At 67.4% G+C, this 19732-nt stretch carries 15 protein-coding genes; 11 read left to right on the top strand and 4 right to left on the bottom strand.

The annotated features are described in order from the left end of the window. Window positions 1-24: 24 nt before the first annotated feature. Together ABUE31_RS02395 and ABUE31_RS02390 are read right to left on the bottom strand one after the other, a co-directional pair. The gene (locus ABUE31_RS02395) at window positions 25-597 is read right to left on the bottom strand and encodes a HutD/Ves family protein (protein ID WP_367721896.1); all 573 of its coding nucleotides are present in this window, start codon (window positions 595-597) and stop codon (window positions 25-27) included. A 7-nt stretch (window positions 598-604) separates the two neighbouring features. After that, entirely contained in the window at window positions 605-3025 is a 2421-nt protein-coding gene (locus ABUE31_RS02390; protein ID WP_367721895.1) for a cupin domain-containing protein, read from the bottom strand. Between the two features lie 261 nt (window positions 3026-3286). Here ABUE31_RS02390 and hutI point away from each other — a divergent pair, with 261 nt between their 5' ends. From hutI to hutU, 4 genes are all read left to right on the top strand, one after another. Further along, window positions 3287-4447 (top strand): imidazolonepropionase, encoded by a 1161-nt coding sequence (gene hutI, locus ABUE31_RS02385; RefSeq protein WP_367722507.1) that lies wholly within the window; start codon window positions 3287-3289, stop codon window positions 4445-4447. Continuing rightward, the gene (gene hutH / locus ABUE31_RS02380) at window positions 4444-5979 is read left to right on the top strand and encodes a histidine ammonia-lyase (RefSeq protein ID WP_367721894.1); all 1536 of its coding nucleotides are present in this window, start codon (window positions 4444-4446) and stop codon (window positions 5977-5979) included. The genes hutI and hutH overlap by 4 nt, the downstream gene beginning before the upstream one ends. A gap of 3 nt (window positions 5980-5982) precedes the next feature. Further along, entirely contained in the window at window positions 5983-6795 is an 813-nt protein-coding gene (gene hutG / locus ABUE31_RS02375) for an N-formylglutamate deformylase (protein WP_367721893.1), read from the top strand. Between the two features lie 87 nt (window positions 6796-6882). Next, window positions 6883-8565, top strand: a complete 1683-nt coding sequence (hutU, locus tag ABUE31_RS02370) for a urocanate hydratase (protein WP_367721892.1) — start codon at window positions 6883-6885, stop codon at window positions 8563-8565. Between the two features lie 52 nt (window positions 8566-8617). On the opposite strand, the gene ABUE31_RS02365 is transcribed toward hutU, so the two are convergent. Further along, entirely contained in the window at window positions 8618-9706 is a 1089-nt protein-coding gene (locus ABUE31_RS02365; RefSeq protein ID WP_367721891.1) for a hypothetical protein, read from the bottom strand. Between the two features lie 180 nt (window positions 9707-9886). On the opposite strand from ABUE31_RS02365, the gene ABUE31_RS02360 reads away from it, so the two are divergent. Continuing rightward, a complete protein-coding gene (locus ABUE31_RS02360) occupies window positions 9887-10543 on the top strand; it encodes an MliC family protein (protein ID WP_367721890.1) in 657 nt (218 codons plus the stop codon). 15 nt (window positions 10544-10558) lie between these two features. On the opposite strand, the gene ABUE31_RS02355 is transcribed toward ABUE31_RS02360, so the two are convergent. After that, complete coding sequence (locus tag ABUE31_RS02355) at window positions 10559-11353, bottom strand: BA14K family protein (protein ID WP_367721889.1); 795 nt, start codon at window positions 11351-11353, stop codon at window positions 10559-10561. Window positions 11354-11577: 224 nt separating this feature from the next. Between ABUE31_RS02355 and ABUE31_RS02350 the strand changes: the two genes are divergently transcribed. The 6 genes from ABUE31_RS02350 (at window position 11578) to ABUE31_RS02325 (ending at window position 19687) form a co-directional block, all read left to right on the top strand. After that, on the top strand, window positions 11578-12054 hold the full coding sequence (locus tag ABUE31_RS02350) for a hypothetical protein (RefSeq protein ID WP_367721888.1): 477 nt from the start codon (window positions 11578-11580) through the stop codon (window positions 12052-12054). Window positions 12055-12103: 49 nt separating this feature from the next. Next, window positions 12104-12994: a DUF930 domain-containing protein gene (locus ABUE31_RS02345; RefSeq protein WP_367721887.1), complete on the top strand. Its 891-nt coding sequence runs from the start codon at window positions 12104-12106 to the stop codon at window positions 12992-12994. 108 nt (window positions 12995-13102) lie between these two features. After that, complete coding sequence (locus ABUE31_RS02340) at window positions 13103-13909, top strand: class I SAM-dependent methyltransferase (protein ID WP_367721886.1); 807 nt, start codon at window positions 13103-13105, stop codon at window positions 13907-13909. Window positions 13910-14069: 160 nt separating this feature from the next. Beyond that, window positions 14070-15425, top strand: a complete 1356-nt coding sequence (locus ABUE31_RS02335) for a formimidoylglutamate deiminase (RefSeq protein WP_367721885.1) — start codon at window positions 14070-14072, stop codon at window positions 15423-15425. Window positions 15426-15469: 44 nt separating this feature from the next. Beyond that, entirely contained in the window at window positions 15470-16204 is a 735-nt protein-coding gene (gene hutC / locus ABUE31_RS02330) for a histidine utilization transcriptional repressor HutC (protein WP_367721884.1), read from the top strand. 114 nt (window positions 16205-16318) lie between these two features. After that, entirely contained in the window at window positions 16319-19687 is a 3369-nt protein-coding gene (locus ABUE31_RS02325; protein WP_367721883.1) for a transglutaminase family protein, read from the top strand. Window positions 19688-19732 lie beyond the last annotated feature (45 nt).

Genomic DNA, 19732 nt, shown 5'->3' with positions numbered 1-19732 from the left:
GCCGGAAAACCGGCGGCAGCCAGCCTAGTCGATATCCCGGAGCTCGACCACGAGCAGCCGGCCGTTTCCTTCGACCGCGACGCTGCGAGCCGGCCCTTCGAACAGCGCTGCGTCCCATGGGCCGAGCCTTTCCGCAACACCTTCCGCGGCAAGCTGCAGCTCGGGTCCAGCGCAGAACAACAGAGAGGCGCCAGAGACGACGAGCATGATCCGGCCGTCGACGTCGCGGCGCGTCACCCGGTGGTCGAAACGGCCCCGGCGCGTCATCACGTTGAGGTCGCTGATCGGCCCGTCGACGAGGCGGCCGAACGTCGTCGCATCGGCGGCGAAGCGCAGCGGCTCGGAATCCGCCGTCAGCACGACGGGATCGCGCCCGTCGATGTCGAGGGCAATGCCCTTTCCTTCCAGCACCGAAAGCGTGCGGTCGATACCGGGAAACGCCGAGAACGGTCCGTCGGCCGCGACACGCGCCATCGACACCCGCCACGAGAAATCGTCGAAGCCAGCGCCCTCAGGATGGACCGCGATCTCGGATGTCTCGCCGCCGCCGTTCTTCCACGGCGTCCGGCGATAGGAGTCTGCCTTCAGTATGTGCATCGCGGCCTCAGGCGTGGAACTCGAAGACGAGGTAGCGGGCGTCCACGTCGCCCGAATTCCTGAGGCCGTGCGGCTCGCCCGCCGGGCTGAACGCGGTGCCCATCGGCCCGATGCGCTTGCCCAGCGTATCGACCGTACCGTCGAAGACTATGATCGCCACGTCATGGTCGTCGACATGGTCGTCGTAGCCGGCGCCGGGCTTCATGGTCGTCAGATGCGCATGCAGCTTCGACAGGTAGCCGGTCGGCGATTCCATCAGTCCGGACACCGCCATCGGCCGGTCCGGCATCTGCACCTGGTTCGTGTGCAGGATCGTCGTGCCCAGCTGGCCGCTGGTTTCCTTCGGCGCCGCCCGCCATTTGTACATCAGGTAGGTGACCGGGCGGGACGAGACGTTGCGGATCGTGTGGTACTGGTAGGCCGGGTAGTAGGCGATCCCGCCGGCGGTCAGCCGCTCGACACGCGCGCCGGCGGGATCGGCGGTGTCGGGGATGATCAGTTCCGCTTCCCCATCGAGGACGATGAGCAACTCCTCCTCGACATGGTGGTGCGGGGGATGCGGCGAGTGTCCGGGGCTCAGCACCGAGACGTGCGATTCCATGTCGGACACGTTGGGCGTTGCGCCTCGAAGCAAGTGATAGGGCTTGAACCCCTCGGCCACCGGCACGAACCGGTCTCCTGCATCGAGCACCGAAGCGAGCGGCCGACCGTTGTGCGGGTTCGACGCGTTGCCGGGCGCGCTCGACCCGTCCACGGGAAGGCACCGGGCGGTCTCGCCTGACATGCGGAACGGCCAGTCGCTGGCACCCACTTCCTGTATGGCGACTTTTGTGCCTGCCTTGGCGTACTGCAGGAGCAAGGCGGTGCGCTTGTCCGAGCCGGTGTTGCGCGAGCCGTGCCAGAGGCGCCCGTCGAAGAACAGCGCGTCGCCGTCCGCCATCGAAGGCTGCACCAGCTTCGCATCCGGGTTCTTCGACCTGGCCCATTCGAGAACGGTCGCGTCGGCCGTCTTCGCCCTGTCCTGCTTGCGATCGAAGAACTCCTTCTGAACAGGAGTTCCCAAAGTGTGCGAGCGACTGATGAGCTGCAGCGCGGAGTCGCGCGACGTGCCTTCAAGGCCGATCCACACCGAGACGTGGCCACCTTCGGGCGCCGCGCTCTCGATGTCGGTGTGAATTCGATGGACCTGGCCCGGCTCGCGCTCGATGACGCTGGCGCCCCAAACTACCGCGCGGTGCCCCAGCAGCCTCTCGACGGTGGCGACGATGGCGGGTCGGTTGGCGAGATCGTAGAACAAGGGATCCCTGTCGGCCAGGTCCTTCGGCCATTGCGGATTGGCGCGGATGCCTCCATGTCGATAGTGGTCGAGTATCAGGCGACACTGCTCGGCCGTAAGGAGCTGCCTCGGCCCGACATAGCCCTCGCGCGCGAACTGAGCCGCCTCTTCCGGCGGGGCGAGGGTCTCTGCCCCCCGGACGCGTCGGGGTGGAGCCCGTCGCCTGGCCGGCAACGACCGGATACTCGCTGCCGCCCTGCGGGCCGCGGTCGCCGCACTGCGCATCGGCGCCGTGACGCGCCAGCTCTTCGATGCCTTGAGGGCCGCGATCTCCGCTTCCATCGCCGACAGCGCGGCCGACATGCCATCTCTGACGCCGCCCACCTGCGACGCCGGAAGATACTGTTCAAACGGCTGCATCCAGGCTTCGCCGCCTCCATAGGCGAGGACCCGCTTGCGATCCACGACATGTGGCCAGGAGTGCATCCAGGAATCCCGGCAGTCCTCAATGATGGTGTTCGGCGACATCTGCGTGATCGCACAGGCGATGTTGAAGGAGAGCTGGTCGCGACGCGAATAGCGCAGGACATGGTCGCGCCAAATCTCCATCGTGTGCCGCACCAAGGGATCGGCATGGCGTCTCAACAGGATGGCGGCCCAGAACGGCCTGTTGTCCAGCAGTTCGGGGAACGTTGCCGAGTAGTGGGCGAATTGCTCGGCAACGCGTCTCACGTCGTCGTAGCCGGCGTGTGCGACCGCGTGGAATTCCTCAGTCAGCGTCGGACGATCGCTGTGCCAAAAAAGAGCAAAGGGAGACGATGCGAGATATCTCTGGAGTATCTCCTCGGGCTTAACCTTCAGCAGCACGCTGTTGTCGATGTAGAGCGACGCGTCGAAGTCCGGCAGAAACTTGTGGGGAAGCAGCTTGATCGCGCGCTGGCTGCGGACCGGATCCGCCGGAAACAGCGGCTTCACCACCCTGATCTGCCAGGTGGGACTCGTCAAAGTCGGATCATCGGTGAAGCAGATGAAGGGGAGGTCCGACCGACCGGCGACCGGCTGTTCGTTTAGAACCTCGTAGCCGCCTGTGAGGACCGTGTAGACACAGGCTCTTTCGTCCCTCTTGATGTCGAGGCGGGTCACGTCTTCCATGTCTGTTCGGATACCTGTTGTGCCTGGCCGGAAACGCTAGACTACCGCAACCGATGTAACAGATGTCTGCCGCCGGAAACGACAGCATTGTTCCCGAAAGGGATATCATCACCGGCCGGGACACCGCAGTCGAGTTGCCTTCGACCTAAAATATGTATATACATATTAGACGTTCAGGAGGAAACGAATTTGACTGGAGCTTTCCTGTCAGGCGCTGACGAGGATCGGATCACGATCTGGCGCAATGCCCGGCTCGCCCCGATGGCCGCCGCCGCACCACGGCTTGTGGAAAAGGGATGCGTCGCGTCGAGAGCCGGGCGGATCGTCTTCGCCGGCCCCGAAGCCGACCTGCCTGCCAGATTCGACGGCGCCGCCGCGATCGACTGCGAGGGACGGCTGGTCACGCCCGGCCTGATCGACTGCCACACCCATCTCGTCCATGCCGGCAACCGAGCCAACGAGTTCGAGATGCGGCTGGCCGGCGCGACCTATGAAGAGGTTGCAAGAGCCGGCGGCGGCATCGTCTCCTCGGTCAAGGCGCTGAGGGCCGCCAGCGAGGACGAACTGGTGCGCCAGTCGCTGCCGCGGCTGGACGCACTGATCGCCGAAGGCGTGACGACCGTCGAGGTAAAGTCCGGCTACGGTCTCGACCTCGACAACGAGGCAAAGTCGCTGCGCGCCGCGCGCAGGCTGGCAACCGTACGGGACGTCGCCATCCGCACCACCTTCCTCGGCGCGCACGCAATGCCGCCGGAAGCGAGGGGCGACAAGGACGCCTATGTCGCAAAGGTCGCTGACGAGATGCTGCCGGCGATCGCCGGCCAGGGGCTTGCAGATGCCGTAGACGGCTTCTGCGAAGGCATCGCCTTCTCGCCGGAGCAGATCGCGCGCGTGTTCGACAAGGCGAAAACGCTCGGCCTGCCGGTCAAGTTGCACGCCGACCAGTTGTCCAACCTGCATGGCGCAGCCCTTGCTGCCCGCTACGGCGCGCTGTCGGCCGACCATCTGGAATACACCGACGAAGGCGGCGCGGCCGCGATGGCCCAGGCCGGCACGGTTGCCGTCATCCTGCCCGGCGCCTTCTATTTCATCCGCGAGACCAGGAAACCGCCGGTCGAGCTCTTCCGCGAGCGCGGCGTGGCGATGGCGCTGGCGACCGACAACAATCCCGGCACCTCTCCCCTCACCTCGCTGCTGCTCACCATGAACATGGGCGCCACGCTGTTCGGCATGACGGTCGAGGAATGCCTAGCCGGCGTCACATGCCGCGCCGCGCAGGCGCTCGGGCTGCAACACGAGGTCGGGACGCTGGAAGCCGGCAAGTGGGCCGACCTCGCGATCTGGGACGTCGAGAGCCCCGCCGAACTCGTCTACCGCATTGGTTTCAACCCCCTTCATCGCCGCGTCTGGAGAGGCAAATGAAGTCGCTCGTTCTCAAACCCGGACAGGTCACGCTCGCCGAACTGCGCGAGATCCACGAAGGCGCTCTGCCGTCGCTCGACGAAAGCTGCCGCGAGAAGATCGCCGCGGCGGCCGGCGTCATCAAGACGATCGTCGACAAAGGCGACCCGGTCTACGGCATCAACACCGGCTTCGGAAAGCTCGCCAGCGTCCGCATCGACGCGGCCGACGTGGAAACGCTGCAGAGGAACCTGATCCTGTCGCATTGCTGCGGCGTCGGCCAGCCCCTGCCCGCCGAAATCGTCAGGCTGGTGATGGCGCTGAAGCTGATATCGCTCGGACGCGGCGCGTCGGGCGTCAGGCCGGCCACGGTGGCCATGATCGAGGCGATGCTCGCCCGCAACGTCGTGCCGGTCATCCCCGAGAAGGGATCGGTCGGGGCGTCCGGCGACCTCGCGCCGCTGGCGCACATGACCGCGGCCATGCTCGGCGTCGGCGAGGTCTATTTCCGGGGCGAACGGATGTCCGCGCAGGCCGGCCTCGATAAGGCCGGGCTCAGAGCCATCACGCTCGCCGCCAAGGAGGGCCTTGCTCTGATCAACGGCACGCAGGTGTCGACCGCCCTCGCCTTGGCCGGTCTTTTCCGGGCGCACCGCGCGGCGAACGCGGCGCTGATCACCGGCGCGCTGTCGACCGACGCGGCGATGGGTTCGTCTGCGCCGTTCCACGAGGAAATCCACACGCTGAGGGGCCACAAGGGCCAGATCGACACGGCCCAGGCCCTGCGCGCCCTGCTGAAGGGCTCAGAAATCCGCGACAGCCATCTCGAGGGCGACGAGCGCGTGCAGGACCCCTATTGCATCCGCTGCCAGCCGCAGGTCGACGGCGCCTGTCTCGACCTCCTCAGGATGGCGGCGAAGACGCTGGAGACGGAAGCCAACGCCGTCACCGACAACCCACTCGTGTTTTCCGACGGGTCCGTGGTGTCGGGCGGCAACTTCCACGCCGAGCCGGTTGCCTTCGCAGCCGACCAGATCGCGATCGCCGTCTGCGAGATCGGCGCGATCGCGCAACGCCGCATCGCGCTGCTGGTCGACCCGGCGCTGTCCTTCGGCCTGCCGGCGTTTCTCGCCAAGAAGCCCGGACTGAACTCCGGGCTGATGATCGCCGAGGTGACCAGCGCCGCGCTGATGAGCGAGAACAAGCAGATGGCGCATCCGGCCTCGGTCGATTCCACGCCGACCTCCGCCAACCAGGAGGACCATGTGTCGATGGCCTGCCACGGCGCGCGGCGCCTCCTGCAGATGACTGAGAACCTTTGCGGAATCATTGGCATAGAAGCCGTGACGGCGGCGCAGGGCGTGGATTTCCGCAGCCCCCTGAAGACCGGCGAAGAACTGCTCAAGGCGTACCGCGCGGTACGCTCGGTGGTGCCCGATCTCGAGGTCGACCGCTACATGGCGGATGACCTGAGGGCGGCGGCCGCGATCGTGCTCGACGGCACCCTCAACGCCAGCGTGAGCGCCGGCATCCTGCCCGTGCTGGAGGCCTGAGCCTTGGAACTGGTCGAACTCAGCCGCGGCCTGTCGCCCGTCATCCTCGCATTCCCGCACACGGGAACCTGGGTGCCCGACGACATCCGCGCCAACCTGAACGAAGAAGGCCGCAAGCTGCGCGACACGGACTGGCACGTCCACGAGCTCTACCGGGGGCTGCTGCCTGCGGCGACGACAGTGCGTGCGACTTTCCACCGCTACTGCATCGACGCCAACCGCGACCCGGCCGGAACCAGCCTCTATCCCGGCCAGAACACCACCGGCCTCGTGCCGCTGACGGATTTCGACGACAACCCGCTCTGGATCGAAGGCCGCGCGCCGGACGCCGACGAGATCGCGCGGAGGGTCGAGCGCTTTCACGCGCCGTACCACCAGGTACTTGCGGCCGAGATCGAACGGGTGAAGGCACGGCATGGCGTCGCCGTGCTCTATGACTGCCACTCCATCCGCTCTGTCTGCCCGTTCCTGTTCGAAGGGGTGCTGCCCGACTTCAGCATCGGCACCGACAACGGCCGGACCTGCGATCCCCTGATGGAGCAGGAGGTCGGCGCGATCTGCATGGCCGCCGAAGGCTTCTCGACGGTCGTCAACGGGCGCTTCCGCGGCGGCTGGACGACGCGGCACTACGGACGCCCCAAGGAAGGCGTGCACGCCATCCAGATGGAACTGACCCAGGCGACGCACCTGAAGAGCGAAACGCCGCCCTTCGACTACGACGTGGAGAATGCGGCGCGACTGCGCGACGTTCTCAAGAAAATACTGCAGCGACTTGAAGCACTTGCATTCGAGATCGCCGCCCGCAGGGGCGGCTGATCGGGTTCGACACCACCCCGGCCGGCGCGATGGCCGCGCCTTGCCGGACGATAGACCGAAACGCGACCTTTCGCGGGAGACGAGACCATGAGCAGCCCTGCCAATCCGAGACACAACATCCGCGAGATCCGCAGCCCCCGGGGCAGCGAACTCAACGCGCTTTCCTGGACAACGGAAGCGCCGCTCAGGATGCTGATGAACAATCTCGACCCCGACGTCGCGGAAAACCCGAACGAACTCGTCGTCTATGGCGGCATCGGGCGCGCGGCGCGCACCTGGAACGACTTCGACACCATCGTCTCGACCCTGAAGGCGCTGAAGGAGGACGAGACGCTTCTGGTGCAGTCCGGCAAGCCGGTCGGCGTCTTCCGCACGCATGAAAACGCGCCGCGCGTGCTGATCGCAAACTCCAACATCGTGCCGCACTGGGCGAACTGGGAGAAGTTCAACGAGCTCGATAAGAAGGGGCTCATGATGTACGGCCAGATGACGGCCGGCTCCTGGATCTATATCGGCACGCAGGGCATCGTCCAGGGTACCTACGAGACCTTCGTCGAGGCCGGTCGCCAGCACTATGGCGGCAACCTCAAGGGCAAGTGGATCCTGACTGCCGGTCTGGGCGGCATGGGCGGCGCGCAGCCGCTGGCCGCCGTGATGGCCGGCGCATGCTGCCTGGCGATCGAATGCAACCCGGATTCGATCGATTTCCGGCTGCGCACCAGATATCTCGACGAGAAGGCCGAGACCATCGAGGAAGCGCTGGAGAAGATCGAGCGCTGGACCAAGGCCGGCGAGGCGAAGTCGGTCGGCCTGCTCGGCAACGCCGCCGAAATCGTGCCGGAGCTTTACCGCCGGGGCGTCCGGCCGGACATGCTGACCGACCAGACCTCGGCGCACGACCCGCTGAACGGCTACCTGCCGAAGGGCTGGACGATGGCCGAGTGGCGCGAGAAGCGGGTGAGCGACCCGCATGCGGTGGAGAAGGCCGCGCGGGCTTCCATGCGCGAGCATGTCGAGGCGATGGTGAAATTCTGGGATGCCGGCGTGCCGACGCTCGACTACGGCAACAACATCCGCCAGGTCGCCAAGGACGAGGGTTTCGAAAACGCCTTCGCCTTCCCCGGCTTCGTGCCGGCCTATATCCGCCCGCTGTTCTGCCGAGGCATCGGCCCGTTCCGCTGGGCCGCGCTGTCGGGCGATCCCGAGGACATCCACCGCACCGACGCCAAGGTGAAGGAACTGACGCCCGGCAACACGCACCTGCACAACTGGCTGGACATGGCGCGCGAGCGCATCGCCTTCCAGGGCCTGCCGGCGCGCATCTGCTGGGTCGGCCTCGGCGACCGCCACAGGCTCGGCCTCGCGTTCAACGAGATGGTGGCCAAGGGCGAACTGAAGGCGCCCGTCGTGATTGGCCGCGACCATCTGGATAGCGGCTCGGTCGCCTCGCCCAACCGCGAGACGGAAGCGATGAAGGACGGCTCCGACGCCGTGTCGGACTGGCCGCTGCTCAACGCACTTCTGAACACCGCGTCCGGCGCGACCTGGGTGTCGCTGCACCATGGCGGCGGCGTCGGCATGGGCTTTTCGCAGCATTCCGGCATGGTGATCGTCGCCGACGGCACTGATGAAGCGGCCAGACGGCTGGAGCGCGTGTTGTGGAACGACCCGGCGACGGGCGTCATGCGCCATGCGGACGCCGGTTACGACATCGCGATCGAGTGCGCCAAGGAAAAGGGGCTGAACCTGCCGGGGGTGCTTGGATCATAGGCGAGCGAACGCGCCGATACGGCGCGTTGCAACTCTCCCGAAACCTCCCTCGCTACAGCGAGGCCTCGAACTGCTCGGGGGCTTCGACCGGTCGGATCCATGAGACCGATTCGACGCGCCAGCGCGGGTCGGCCTGCTGCAGCAGCGGCAGGATGCCTTCCAGGTGGTGCGCGCCGTAGGTGATGTAGATCTTGTCGTGCGGGTCGGCCAGGATGCGCTCCGCCAGCTTGCGGTTGCGGAAGTCGAGGATCACCTTGTCGATCTGGCGCGCCTCGCCGTTGCCCTTGGCCACCCGGCTCATCATGAAGCGGCAGACATAGCCCGACAGCTTCTTCTGGCCTTCGGTGAGGTTGTCGAGGAAGCCCATCGCGCCGGCCATGTCGCCGCCGGCATTCGACTGCGCCGCCTGCTCGGCCTGGAAAGCCGCGGCGAACTCCGGATCGGAGGCCATCAGACGGTCGTACTCCTGCTTCATCTGCAGCGTGTCGACATCGGCCGTGACGTGCGATTGCGGATGCACGGCCTTGTCCTTTTCCAGGAGATCGAAATAGCCGAGCTGGAACTGCAGACCGCACATTTCGCCCAGCTTCCTGTAGTTGTCCGAGAGGTCTCCGCCGCCGGCAAGGTTGTCGGCGAACCATTTGTCGCCCTCGGGATTGGGCTGGACGCCCTCGTAATAAAGCACGTAGCCGTCGGAGAGCGCCTTTTCGGCGTCGTAGACGACCTGCTTGTAGAAGCGTTCCGTGCCGATATGCATCATGCCCTGGTAGACCACGGTCTTCTCGCCGTTGGTCAACACGGCGCGCGGCAGCAGGGCCGGGTCGGTCTCGGTCTTGACCGCGATGTAGTAGATCGGCGCGGCAATCGCGATGCACAGGACGAAAAAGGCGGCGAGCCCGCCCTTCAGCCAGTCGTGACCGAAGCGACCGTGGCGCGACGAAATCAGGCGGCGAAGGAACGCCCACAAGGCGCCGGCCAGCAATGCGAGCACGACAGCCGCCGCGACCAGCAGCCAGGTCGCGTCCAGCATCACCGGAAGCGCCATCAGACAGCCGACGATCAGAAGGAACCAGATGATAGCGCCGAGGCGGACTGCCCAGAGGCCCGCTGGAACGCTCGATGCCGCGGCATTGTCCGTCATCAGCCGTCCCCGAAGATGAACGCGCAGACAGCATAGCACGGTCCGGACGGGAGCGCACGTCGGCGCGCGGTCGAAGGCGATGCGGCGAAAATGGCGGCATTCTTGCCGACCGCGCGACCGCCGCGTAGCATCGAAGCGGGACGACAAAGCCCTCACCTCTCAACCCGAAGGACCGATACCGTGCCCCAGATCCTTCCGCTCCCGAGAACGCTCCGCCGCAGGCTCGTCGCCGGATGTCTCGCGGCCTCGGCGCTCGCCGTCGTCGGCGGCGTCTCGCTGGCGGAGGACGGCCCGTCCTTCGATTGCGCCAAGGCCGAAAGTTCGGCCGAAAAGCTGGTCTGCGGCGACGCCGAACTCACCGGGCTCGACCGGCTGGTGGCCGACCGTTTCGCCGCCGCGCTCGCGGTCGCGCGCGGCCTCGATTCCGGCGCCGACAAGGCGGAAAAGGAACTGCTCGCGTATCAGCGCGGCTGGATCAAGGGACGCGACGAATGCTGGAAGGACGACGACCCGCGCGCCTGCGTCAAATGGCAGTATGAGCGACGCGAGGCCGAACTGGTGACGCAGTTCATGCTGGAGAAGCCTTCGGCCACGGTCTTCTGGTCCTGTGGCGGCAACCCGTCCAACGAGGTGGTCACCTCCTTCTTCGAGACGAAGCTGCCGAGCGTGCGCTTCGAGCGCGGCGATTCCATCGATACCGGAACGCTCGAGCCGACAGGATCGGGCTCACGCTATGCGGGCAGCTTCGGCCGCTCCATCTGGATCAAGGGCGACGAGGCCACCTATCGCGACCCGGACCCCGACGGCGTCGAGTACGTGTGCAGAAAGTCCGGCTGACGGATCTCCCCGGCGTCAGTGGCACTGACGGCGGGGCCCGCCGCCATAGGGCTGGTAGCTGTTGTCCCCGGGCCGGTAGGAGCGGTAGCGGTCGAAGCAGGACGCGATGTGCTCGGAGGCGTTCCATCCGCCGCCGGTATCGAGCGCATAGCGGATGGACGCCGGTTCGTCGTGCGCGACGAAGCGCTGGACGGGCGCACCGAGAAACTCATCCTCCTCGACATAGGCGCGGACGTCCACGGCGTCCTCCACGATAAGGTCATCGCCGGGGACGGCGTCCACGGCAAGCGGTTCGGCGTCGCCGGCGCGCGAGAAGGGCGAGACGCACCTGCGGACCTCGCCGCCATAGGACGTGTAGCTGTCGTCGTGCGGCCGATAGGAACGGTAGTGGTCCGCGCACCATTGCTCGTGCAGCGGCGAGAGGCCGGCCGGCATGTCGGCGTCGTCGGTCGCGAGCGAGGAAGTCGTGATCGGATCGACACGATCGGCCATGTCCAGACCGGTGCTGACGGTTTCAAAGGATGGCTGCCCTTCGGCCAGACGCGCCTGGGTCGGTGAAGCGAAAGGTTCAGCCTGGCGCGCCGGAAGCCGTTCCAGGTGCTGGTCGGCGAGATCGACATGGCGCGGCGTCGAACTCCAGAGGTCGGTGACATCGGCGCTGTAGAACGGCTCGCCGGCCGGCTCCGAAGCGAGGAACCAGACGGCGAAGGCCGTGCCCATGGCGAACATGCCAAGCGATGCCACGGCTCCCCCGGCAATGCCGGCCAGACCGATGAGCGGCGTCACGGATTTGCTGGCGTCGACGGACATGGCGTCTACGACAGGTAACCGAGGAACCAGAGAATGATGATGACCGGGATCGGTATGCCGATCAGCCAAAGCAATCCACCACGAAGCATGTCGTTACCCTCTGCGTTGTCACTGGCAGACAAACTTTTGCGGACGCATTTGGTTCCGGTATCGCATGACGAGAGGCGCTGATATCCTGCCACGATCGAGATGCGGGCCAAGCCCGCGGCACGGGAGGCGGCGGGGTGAAACGGAAGCTTGCCATGGCGCTGTCGCTCATCGCGTTGCCGGCGCTGGCCGACACGCCAGACGACATCCTCGACCTTCTGGGCGCGCGCGCCGCCGGCGCGGAAACACAGATGCAGGCGCGCGGCTATGCCGAGGCCGGCAGCGGCAACATCTGGTGGAACGAGAAGACCGGCATATGCGTGAAGGTGCAGGTGTCGCAGGGGCGCTACAAGGCGATCGACATGCTGCCGGACCGCGACTGCGGCCGCAAAGCCGCCGAGCAGAGCGATGCCGCCGCGCCACGCTCGCCCTCGCAGGCGGCGATGGATGCCTGCATGAACGGCGCCGACGACTACCAGGAGGTGGCGGACGGATCGAGTATCGTCAAGCACGCCAGGCGTTCGGGCGAGAACTGGATCCTGACGATGGACACCAGCGGCCGGACCTCGCACTGCACGGTGACCCAGGCCGGCGACGTCATCGGGATGGAATAAGCCGGCCGCGAAACTTGATACCGCCCGGTTTTCGTTCCACATCCTGCCCATGAGCGACAGCAGCCGCGACCAGAAGAGGACGTTCGGGTGGGGTTTCCCGGCCTCGCTCGCCGCACATCTGGTCGCCGCCTTCCTGCTGATCTTCGGGCTGCCGGTCTTGCCGTTCGAAGCCGAACAGGAGCAGGCGATCTCGGTGGACCTGGTGCCGCCCGAGCCGCAGGAAGAGGCCAAGGCCCCGCCGCCGGAGCCGGAAAAGCCGCCCGAGGCGAAGGCCGAGGAAGCGCCGCCGCCCGAGGGAAACGCCGAACCGCCGCCGCAATCCGTGCTGAGGCCGGTGTTCCAGTTCGGCGAAAAGGATGCCGGGCCAAAGCTGTCGCCAGGAGGCGACAGCGCGCGCGAAGGCCAAGCCCCGTCGCCGGCCGAACGCGCCGCGGAAGAACAGAAGGCCGCCGCGCCGCAGGCGCTGGCGGCCGCGAACGCCGACGAACAGACGCAACAGGCCCCCGAAGCGCCGGCGCCAAAGGCGGAACAATCGCCCGACGCACCCGCGGACGAAGCCGACAAGGCGGCGGAAGCCAAGCCCGAGGAGGGAGGGACCCTGTCCTCGCACGCGGCGACCGGCGACATCGTCGCGACGACAGCGATCAACGAAGTGCCGCGCGGCGTCCGCGCCGGGCGGCTCTGCGTCACCGAGCTTCGCGAGCAGATGCGCAACGCCCTGCCGCCCTACTATCCTGATCTCCTGCCTTCCTACCGGCTGACCACCGGCACCACCATCGACGCCCAGAAGGCGGCCTTCCGCATGAATGGCGAGTGGTACAATCTGAGCTACCGGTGCGAAGTCGACGACGACGCGACGAGGGTGCTGTCCTTCGTCTACCAGGTCGGCGGCCGGGTGCCGCCCGGAGAAGCGGCGCGCCGCGGCCTCCCGCTGCGCTAGGCGCCACGCCCGGACCCTGGCCCTGCGCGACCTCGCAGCCCTTCCCCAGAGGCTCGACTGCGCGGCGCCCGGGCGTTAACGTGGGCCAACGGGGCAGGAGGATGCGCGATGAGCGGCACTTCCCGACATGACGCCTGGCAGGCCGGCGATTCCTACGAAATCTACATGGGGCGGTGGAGCCGGCGCATCGCGCCGCTGTTTCTCGACCTGCTTTCGCTGCCGCGGGAACTCGACTGGCTCGAAATCGGCTGCGGCACGGGCGCGCTGTCCGCCGCGATCCTGGCGCGTTGCGATCCCAGCAGCCTGATCGCGATCGATCCCTCCGAAGGGTTCCTCGAAAAGGCGCGCGCCGGCGTGCCCGACCCGCGCGCCGACTTCCGTCGCGGCGACGCCGAGGCCCTGGACCTGCCGGACGCAAGTCGCGATGTCGTCGTCTCGGCGCTGGCGCTGAACTTCGTGCCCGACCGGGCAAAGGCGCTGGCCGAGATGCGGCGCGTGGCGCGGCCGGGCGGCACCGTCGCCTTCTACGTCTGGGACTATCCGGGCGGCGGCCTGCAGTTCCTCCGCGCCTTCTGGTCGGCGGCGGCAGCCCGCGACCCGAAGGCCGGCGACCTGGCCGAGGACAGGCGCTTTCCCTTCTGCACGGCGGACCAGTTGGAGAATGAGGCGAAGGCGGCGGGGTTGCTCAAGGTGAAATGCCGGCCCCTCGAAACGCCGACTGTGTTCGCCGATTTCGACGACTACTGGCGGCCGTTCACCCTCGGCGCCGGACCCGCCCCGGGTTATGTCGCGAGCCTGACGGAAGAGGCCCGCGACGGACTGCGCGATGCGCTGGCGCATGCGCTGCCGCGCCAGCCGGACGGGCAGATCGCCCTGGCGGCGCGCGCCTGGGCCGTCACCGCGAAAGCGGCGTGACCGGGCAAGTGCAAACGGTGGAAAATCGCGCGACTTTGGCTGCGTGGACCGGCATCGACGTGCTATAGCCGCACGGCCTGGACGGAGAAGCCGGGCAGCCGTCCGTTCCCATCCATTCGGAGCGATGGCGGCGGGAGTTGAAGGTGGAGATGCATATCCAATGACCTCGCTTGTCGCGAAGACCGCCCTGCTGCCGGAAGGCTGGGCGAGCGACGTCCGCATCGAGACGAATGACGGCATCATATCGTCGGTTGCGGCGGGCGAACCGGCCAGGGCCGACGACGAGCGCTGCGCGATCCTCGTGCCGGGCATGCCCAACCTGCACAGCCACGCCTTCCAGCGCGGCATGGCGGGGCTGGCCGAAACGCGCGGACCCGGCGCCGACAGCTTCTGGTCGTGGCGCGACGTGATGTACCGTTTCGCGCTGTCGATGACTCCGGGACAGGTCGAGGCGGTCGCCGCGCAGCTTTACGTCGAGATGCTGGAGGCCGGCTTTTCGCGCGTCGGCGAGTTCCATTACCTGCACCACGACATCGACGGACGCCCCTATGCCGACATTGGCGAGATGGCGCAGCGCATCGCCGCCGCGGCGGCGCAGACCGGAATCGGCCTGACGCTTCTGCCGGTGTTCTACGCGCATTCCGGTTTCGGCGGCCAGAACCCGTCGGAGGGACAGCGCCGCTTCATCAACGACGTCGACAGCTTCGCCCGCCTGATGGAATCGAGCCGCACCGCGGCGAAGGCCCTGCCGCATGCGGTGGTCGGCGTCGCGCCGCACAGCCTGCGCGCCGTGACACCAACGGAAATGGCCGCAGTAACCGCGATGGCGCCCCGCGGCCCGATACACATCCACGCCGCCGAACAGATGCGCGAGGTCGAGGACTGCATCTCGTGGTCAGGCGCGCGCCCTGTCGAATGGCTGCTTCGGCACGCCGATGTTGACGAACGCTGGTGCCTGATCCACGCGACGCACATGACCGAGGCCGAGACCAAGGACATGGCGAAGGCCGGCGCAGTCGCCGGGCTGTGCCCGATCACCGAGGCCAACCTCGGCGACGGCACCTTCCCCGGCCGGCGTTTCATGGCGAAAGGCGGACGCTTCGGCATCGGCTCGGATTCCAACGTGCTGATCGGCGTCGCCGAGGAACTGCGCCAACTCGAATATTCGCAGCGCCTCCTGCGCCAGCAGCGCAACGTGCTGGCGAAGCCCGGCCAGTCCAACGGGCGCGCACTGTTCGACGCGGCGCTTGCGGGCGGCGCCGCCGCGCTCGGCACACCAGCGGTCGGGCTCGCGGAGGGCGCGCCGGCAGACTTCGTCGCGCTCGACCCCTCGCATCCCTCGCTCGCCGGCAAGAGCGGCGACGCCATCCTGGACGCCTGGATCTTCGCCAACGGCGCCAGGGTCGACAGCGCCTGGGTGGGCGGCAAGCGTCTCGTCGAGGGCGGCCGCCACAGGCGCGCCGAAGCCGTTGCCAAGCGGTTCCGGCAGGTCATGATGGAACTGACCGGCGGCTAGCCGGCAGCAGCCGGCCCAGGCCGGCCTGATCCCTGGGGGCGGCGATGGACACGGAGGCAGGCAAGGACGGCGGCGGAGCGCTCTACCTGCGCATCCTTGACGACATCCGCGACCGCATCCTGTCGGGCGAGTGGCCGCCGGGACACCGCATCCCGTTCGAGCACGAACTCGCCGACGGATACCGCTGCTCACGCATGACCGTGAACAAGGCGATGTCGGAACTGGCGCGCGCCGGCCTGATCGAGCGGCGGCGGCGCAGCGGCAGCTTCGTGCGGATGCCCGAAAGCCAGGCGGCGGTGCTGGAAATCCAGGACATTCGCGCCGAGGTCGAGGCGCTCGGCCTGCCCTATCGCTACGAACGCGTCTCACGCAAGCTGCGCGAGGCGAACCGAAAGGACGAGGCCGACACCGGCTTCGCGGCGGGAACGGGGATCGTCGACCTGGTCTGCCGGCACATAGCCGGCCCTGCCCCGTTCTGCCTGGAGCAGCGCTCGATCAGCCTCGCCGCCGTGCCGGAAGCGGCGTCGGAAAGCTTCGAGACGGTCGCGCCGAGCCCCTGGCTGGTCGCCCGCATACCCTGGAGCGCGGGCGAACACAGGATCCGCGCCATGCCCGCCGACGACCACGTCGCGGCGATGCTCGGCGTCGCCCGCAACGCCGCATGCCTTGTCGTGCAGCGGCGTACCTGGAGCGGCGACCTGCCGGTGACGCAGGTGGTGCTGACCTATCCCGGCGAGACGCATTCGCTGGTGGCGCGCTTCGCGCCGAAGGACGGATAGGCCCCGACAGGGCGACACGGTCGCGAAGGCGATTGATGCCGCACTGCAATAAGAGCTTGGCGAGCGGCCAGAAGTCGTGAAAACTGCGGTCGTCCACGATCTCCGGGAGCCTCGATGGCAATCCTCGCCGCAGTCCATCACCTGACGCACTACAAATACGACCGGCCGGTGATGCTCGGACCCCAGGTGATCCGCCTGCAGCCGGCGCCGCATTCGCGCACCAAGGTGCTGAGCCACTCGCTGAAGGTCGAGCCGGCAAAACACTTCGTCAACCTGCAGCAGGACCCCTACGGCAACTTCCTGGCGCGCTTCGTGTTCCCGGAACCGGCGACCGAATTCAGGATCGAGGTCGACCTGATCGCCGACATGACGGTCTACAACCCGTTCGACTTCTTCGTTGAGCCGTCGGCGGAGAACTTTCCGTTCGACTATCCCGAAGACCTCGCCGACGATCTCAAGATCTACCTGACGCCGGAGCCGGCCGGACCGCTGCTGCAGGCGTTCCTTGGACGCGTCGACCGTACCGAGGCCAACACGGTCAATTTCATCGTTGCGCTGAACGCGCAGGTCCAGCGCGAGATCGGCTACATCATCCGCATGGAGACCGGCGTGATGGAGCCCGAGGAAACGCTGGCCGTCGGCAAGGGTTCGTGCCGGGATTCGAGCTGGCTGCTGGTGCAGGCGCTGCGCAACCTCGGGATCGCGGCGCGTTTCGTCTCGGGCTACCTGATCCAGCTGAAACCCGACCTGGTCGCGCTCGACGGGCCGCCGGGAACGTCGGTCGACTTCACCGACCTGCACGCCTGGTGCGAGGTCTACATTCCCGGCGCCGGGTGGATCGGGCTCGACCCGACCTCAGGCCTGCTGACCGGCGAAAGCCACGTGCCCCTGGCGGCGACACCGCACTACCGCAACGCCGCGCCGATCTCAGGCGGCTTTTCCGGTTCGCCCGAGACCAGGACCGAGTTCTCCTTCGACATGCGGGTCGACCGCGTCGCCGAACATCCCAGAATAACGAAACCGTTTTCGGACGAGAGCTGGCAGGCGCTTGACGGCCTTGGCGAACGGGTCGACGCGGTGCTGGCGGCCGAGGACGTGAAGCTGACCATGGGTGGCGAGCCGACCTTTGTCTCCATCGACGACTTCGACAGCGAGGAATGGAACACGGCCGCCGTCGGGCCGACCAAGCGCGAAAAGGCCGATGCGCTGATCCGGCGGCTGCGCGAGCGCTTCGCGCCGAACGGCTTCCTGCACTACGGCCAGGGCAAATGGTACCCGGGCGAAAGCCTGCCGCGCTGGACCTTCTCGCTCTACTGGCGCGTCGACGGCGAGCCGGTCTGGTCCGACCCGGAGCTGATCGCGCGCGAGACGTCGGACGCCCGCGTGACCGCGGAGGACGCCAGCCGGCTGCTCTCGACGATGGCCGAGGAACTCGGCGTGGAAACCGCGATGGTGGCCGAGGCCTATGAAGACCCCGCGGAATGGCTGCTCAAGGAAGGCAAGCTGCCCGACAACGTCGATCCCTCGAACTCGAAGCTCGACGATCCCGAGGAGCGCAGCCGCATGGCGCGCGTCTTCGAGCGCGGCCTGACGCAACCTTCCGGCTACGTGCTGCCGGTGCAGCGCTGGCAGAGCCAGGCGGCGGCATCCCCCCGCCGTTGGCGCTCGGAGAAGTGGCAGACCCGGCGCGGCCGGCTGTTCCTGGTTCCGGGCGATTCCCCGGTCGGCTACCGTCTGCCGCTCGGCACCCTGCCCTACGTTCCGCCGGCGCGCTATCCCTATGTCGTGCCCGTCGACCCTTCGACGCCGCGCGGCGGGCTGGCGCCACGCGCCGACATCCTGCCGGAGACGCCGGCTGCGGACAACGCGGACGAGTTCGGGCGACACCAGGCGGCGGCCTCCTTCACGGCGGCGACCGCCGGGCAGGAACGCGTCGAGCAGGAACTGGGCGAGATCGGCGGCGCCGTGCGCACGGCGATCTCGGTCGAGCCGCGCGACGGCAGGCTGTGCGTGTTCATGCCGCCCGTCGAGGCGCTGGAAGACTATCTGGAACTGGTCGCGGCTGCCGAAAACGCCGCGAAGAAGACCGGCCTTCCGGTGCATATCGAAGGCTACGCGCCGCCGCACGATCCGCGCCTCAACGTCATCCGCGTCGCGCCCGACCCCGGCGTGATCGAAGTCAACATCCACCCGGCATCGACCTGGAAGGACTGCGTGGCGACGACCGAGGCGATCTACGAGGAAGCCCGGCTGTCGCGGCTCGGGGCCGACAAGTTCATGATCGACGGCCGCCACACCGGCACCGGCGGCGGCAACCATGTCGTCGTGGGCGGCGCGACGCCCGACGACAGCCCGTTCCTGCGCCGGCCGGACCTGCTGAAGAGCCTGGTGCTGTACTGGCAGCGTCACCCCTCGCTGTCCTACCTGTTTTCCGGCCTGTTCATCGGCCCGACCAGCCAGGCGCCGCGGATCGACGAGGCGAGACACGATTCGCTCTACGAACTGGAGATCGCGCTGGCGCAGGTGCCCCTGCCCGACGAGGGCAAGGCGCCCCTGCCCTGGCTGGTCGACCGGCTGTTCCGCAACCTTCTGACCGACGTCACCGGCAACACGCATCGTTCGGAAATCTGCATCGACAAGCTGTTCTCGCCGGACGGGCCGACCGGCCGGCTCGGCCTCGTCGAGTTCCGCGGCTTCGAGATGCCGCCCAATGCGCGCATGAGCCTGGCGCAGCAGCTTCTCGTGCGCGCCATCATCGCGCGGCTGTGGCGCGCGCCGCTCGACGGCGGCTTCACCCGCTGGGGCACGACGCTGCACGACCGCTTCATGCTGCCGCACTACGTCTGGGCGGATTTTCTCGACGTGCTCATGGACCTCTATCGGAACGGATTTGCCTTCCGCCCGGAATGGTTCGACGCGCAGCTCGAATTCCGCTTCCCCTTCTGCGGCGAAATCCGGACGCAGGGCATCGGCCTTGAACTCAGGCAGGCCCTGGAGCCTTGGCACGTCATGGGCGAACAGGGCGCGATCGGCGGGACCGTGCGCTTCGTCGATTCCTCCGTCGAGCGCCTGCAGGTGAAGACGCACGGGCTGAACCCGGAACGACACGCGGTCGCCTGCAACGGCCGGCCGGTGCCCCTGAAGCAGACCGACAACCGCGAGATCGCGGTCGCCGGCGTGCGCTACAAGGCCTGGCAGCCGGCTTCGGGCCTGCATCCGGCGCTGCCGGTCAACACGCCGCTGGTGTTCGACATCTACGACCGTTGGTCCGGCCGCGCGGTGGGAGGCTGCGTCTATCACGTGGCGCATCCGGGCGGCCGCAACTACGAGACCTTCCCGGTCAACGCCAACGAAGCGGAGGCGCGCCGCCTCGCGCGGTTCCAGGCCGAGGGCTATACGCCGGGAAGCTACGAACTGAAGGCCGAACAAGGCTCTGGAGAGTTTCCGCTCACGCTTGACCTGAGGAGGCCGGCGGGCATCTGATCGGTCATGATCGGCTTCCGATTCACGTCCTCCCGGCCTGCCGGA

Origin of the sequence: Mesorhizobium marinum, from assembly GCF_040813675.1 — a bacterium.
Taxonomy (GTDB): Bacteria; Pseudomonadota; Alphaproteobacteria; order Rhizobiales; family Rhizobiaceae; genus Mesorhizobium_K; species Mesorhizobium_K marinum.
This window is presented reverse-complemented; position numbering and strand designations above follow the sequence as displayed.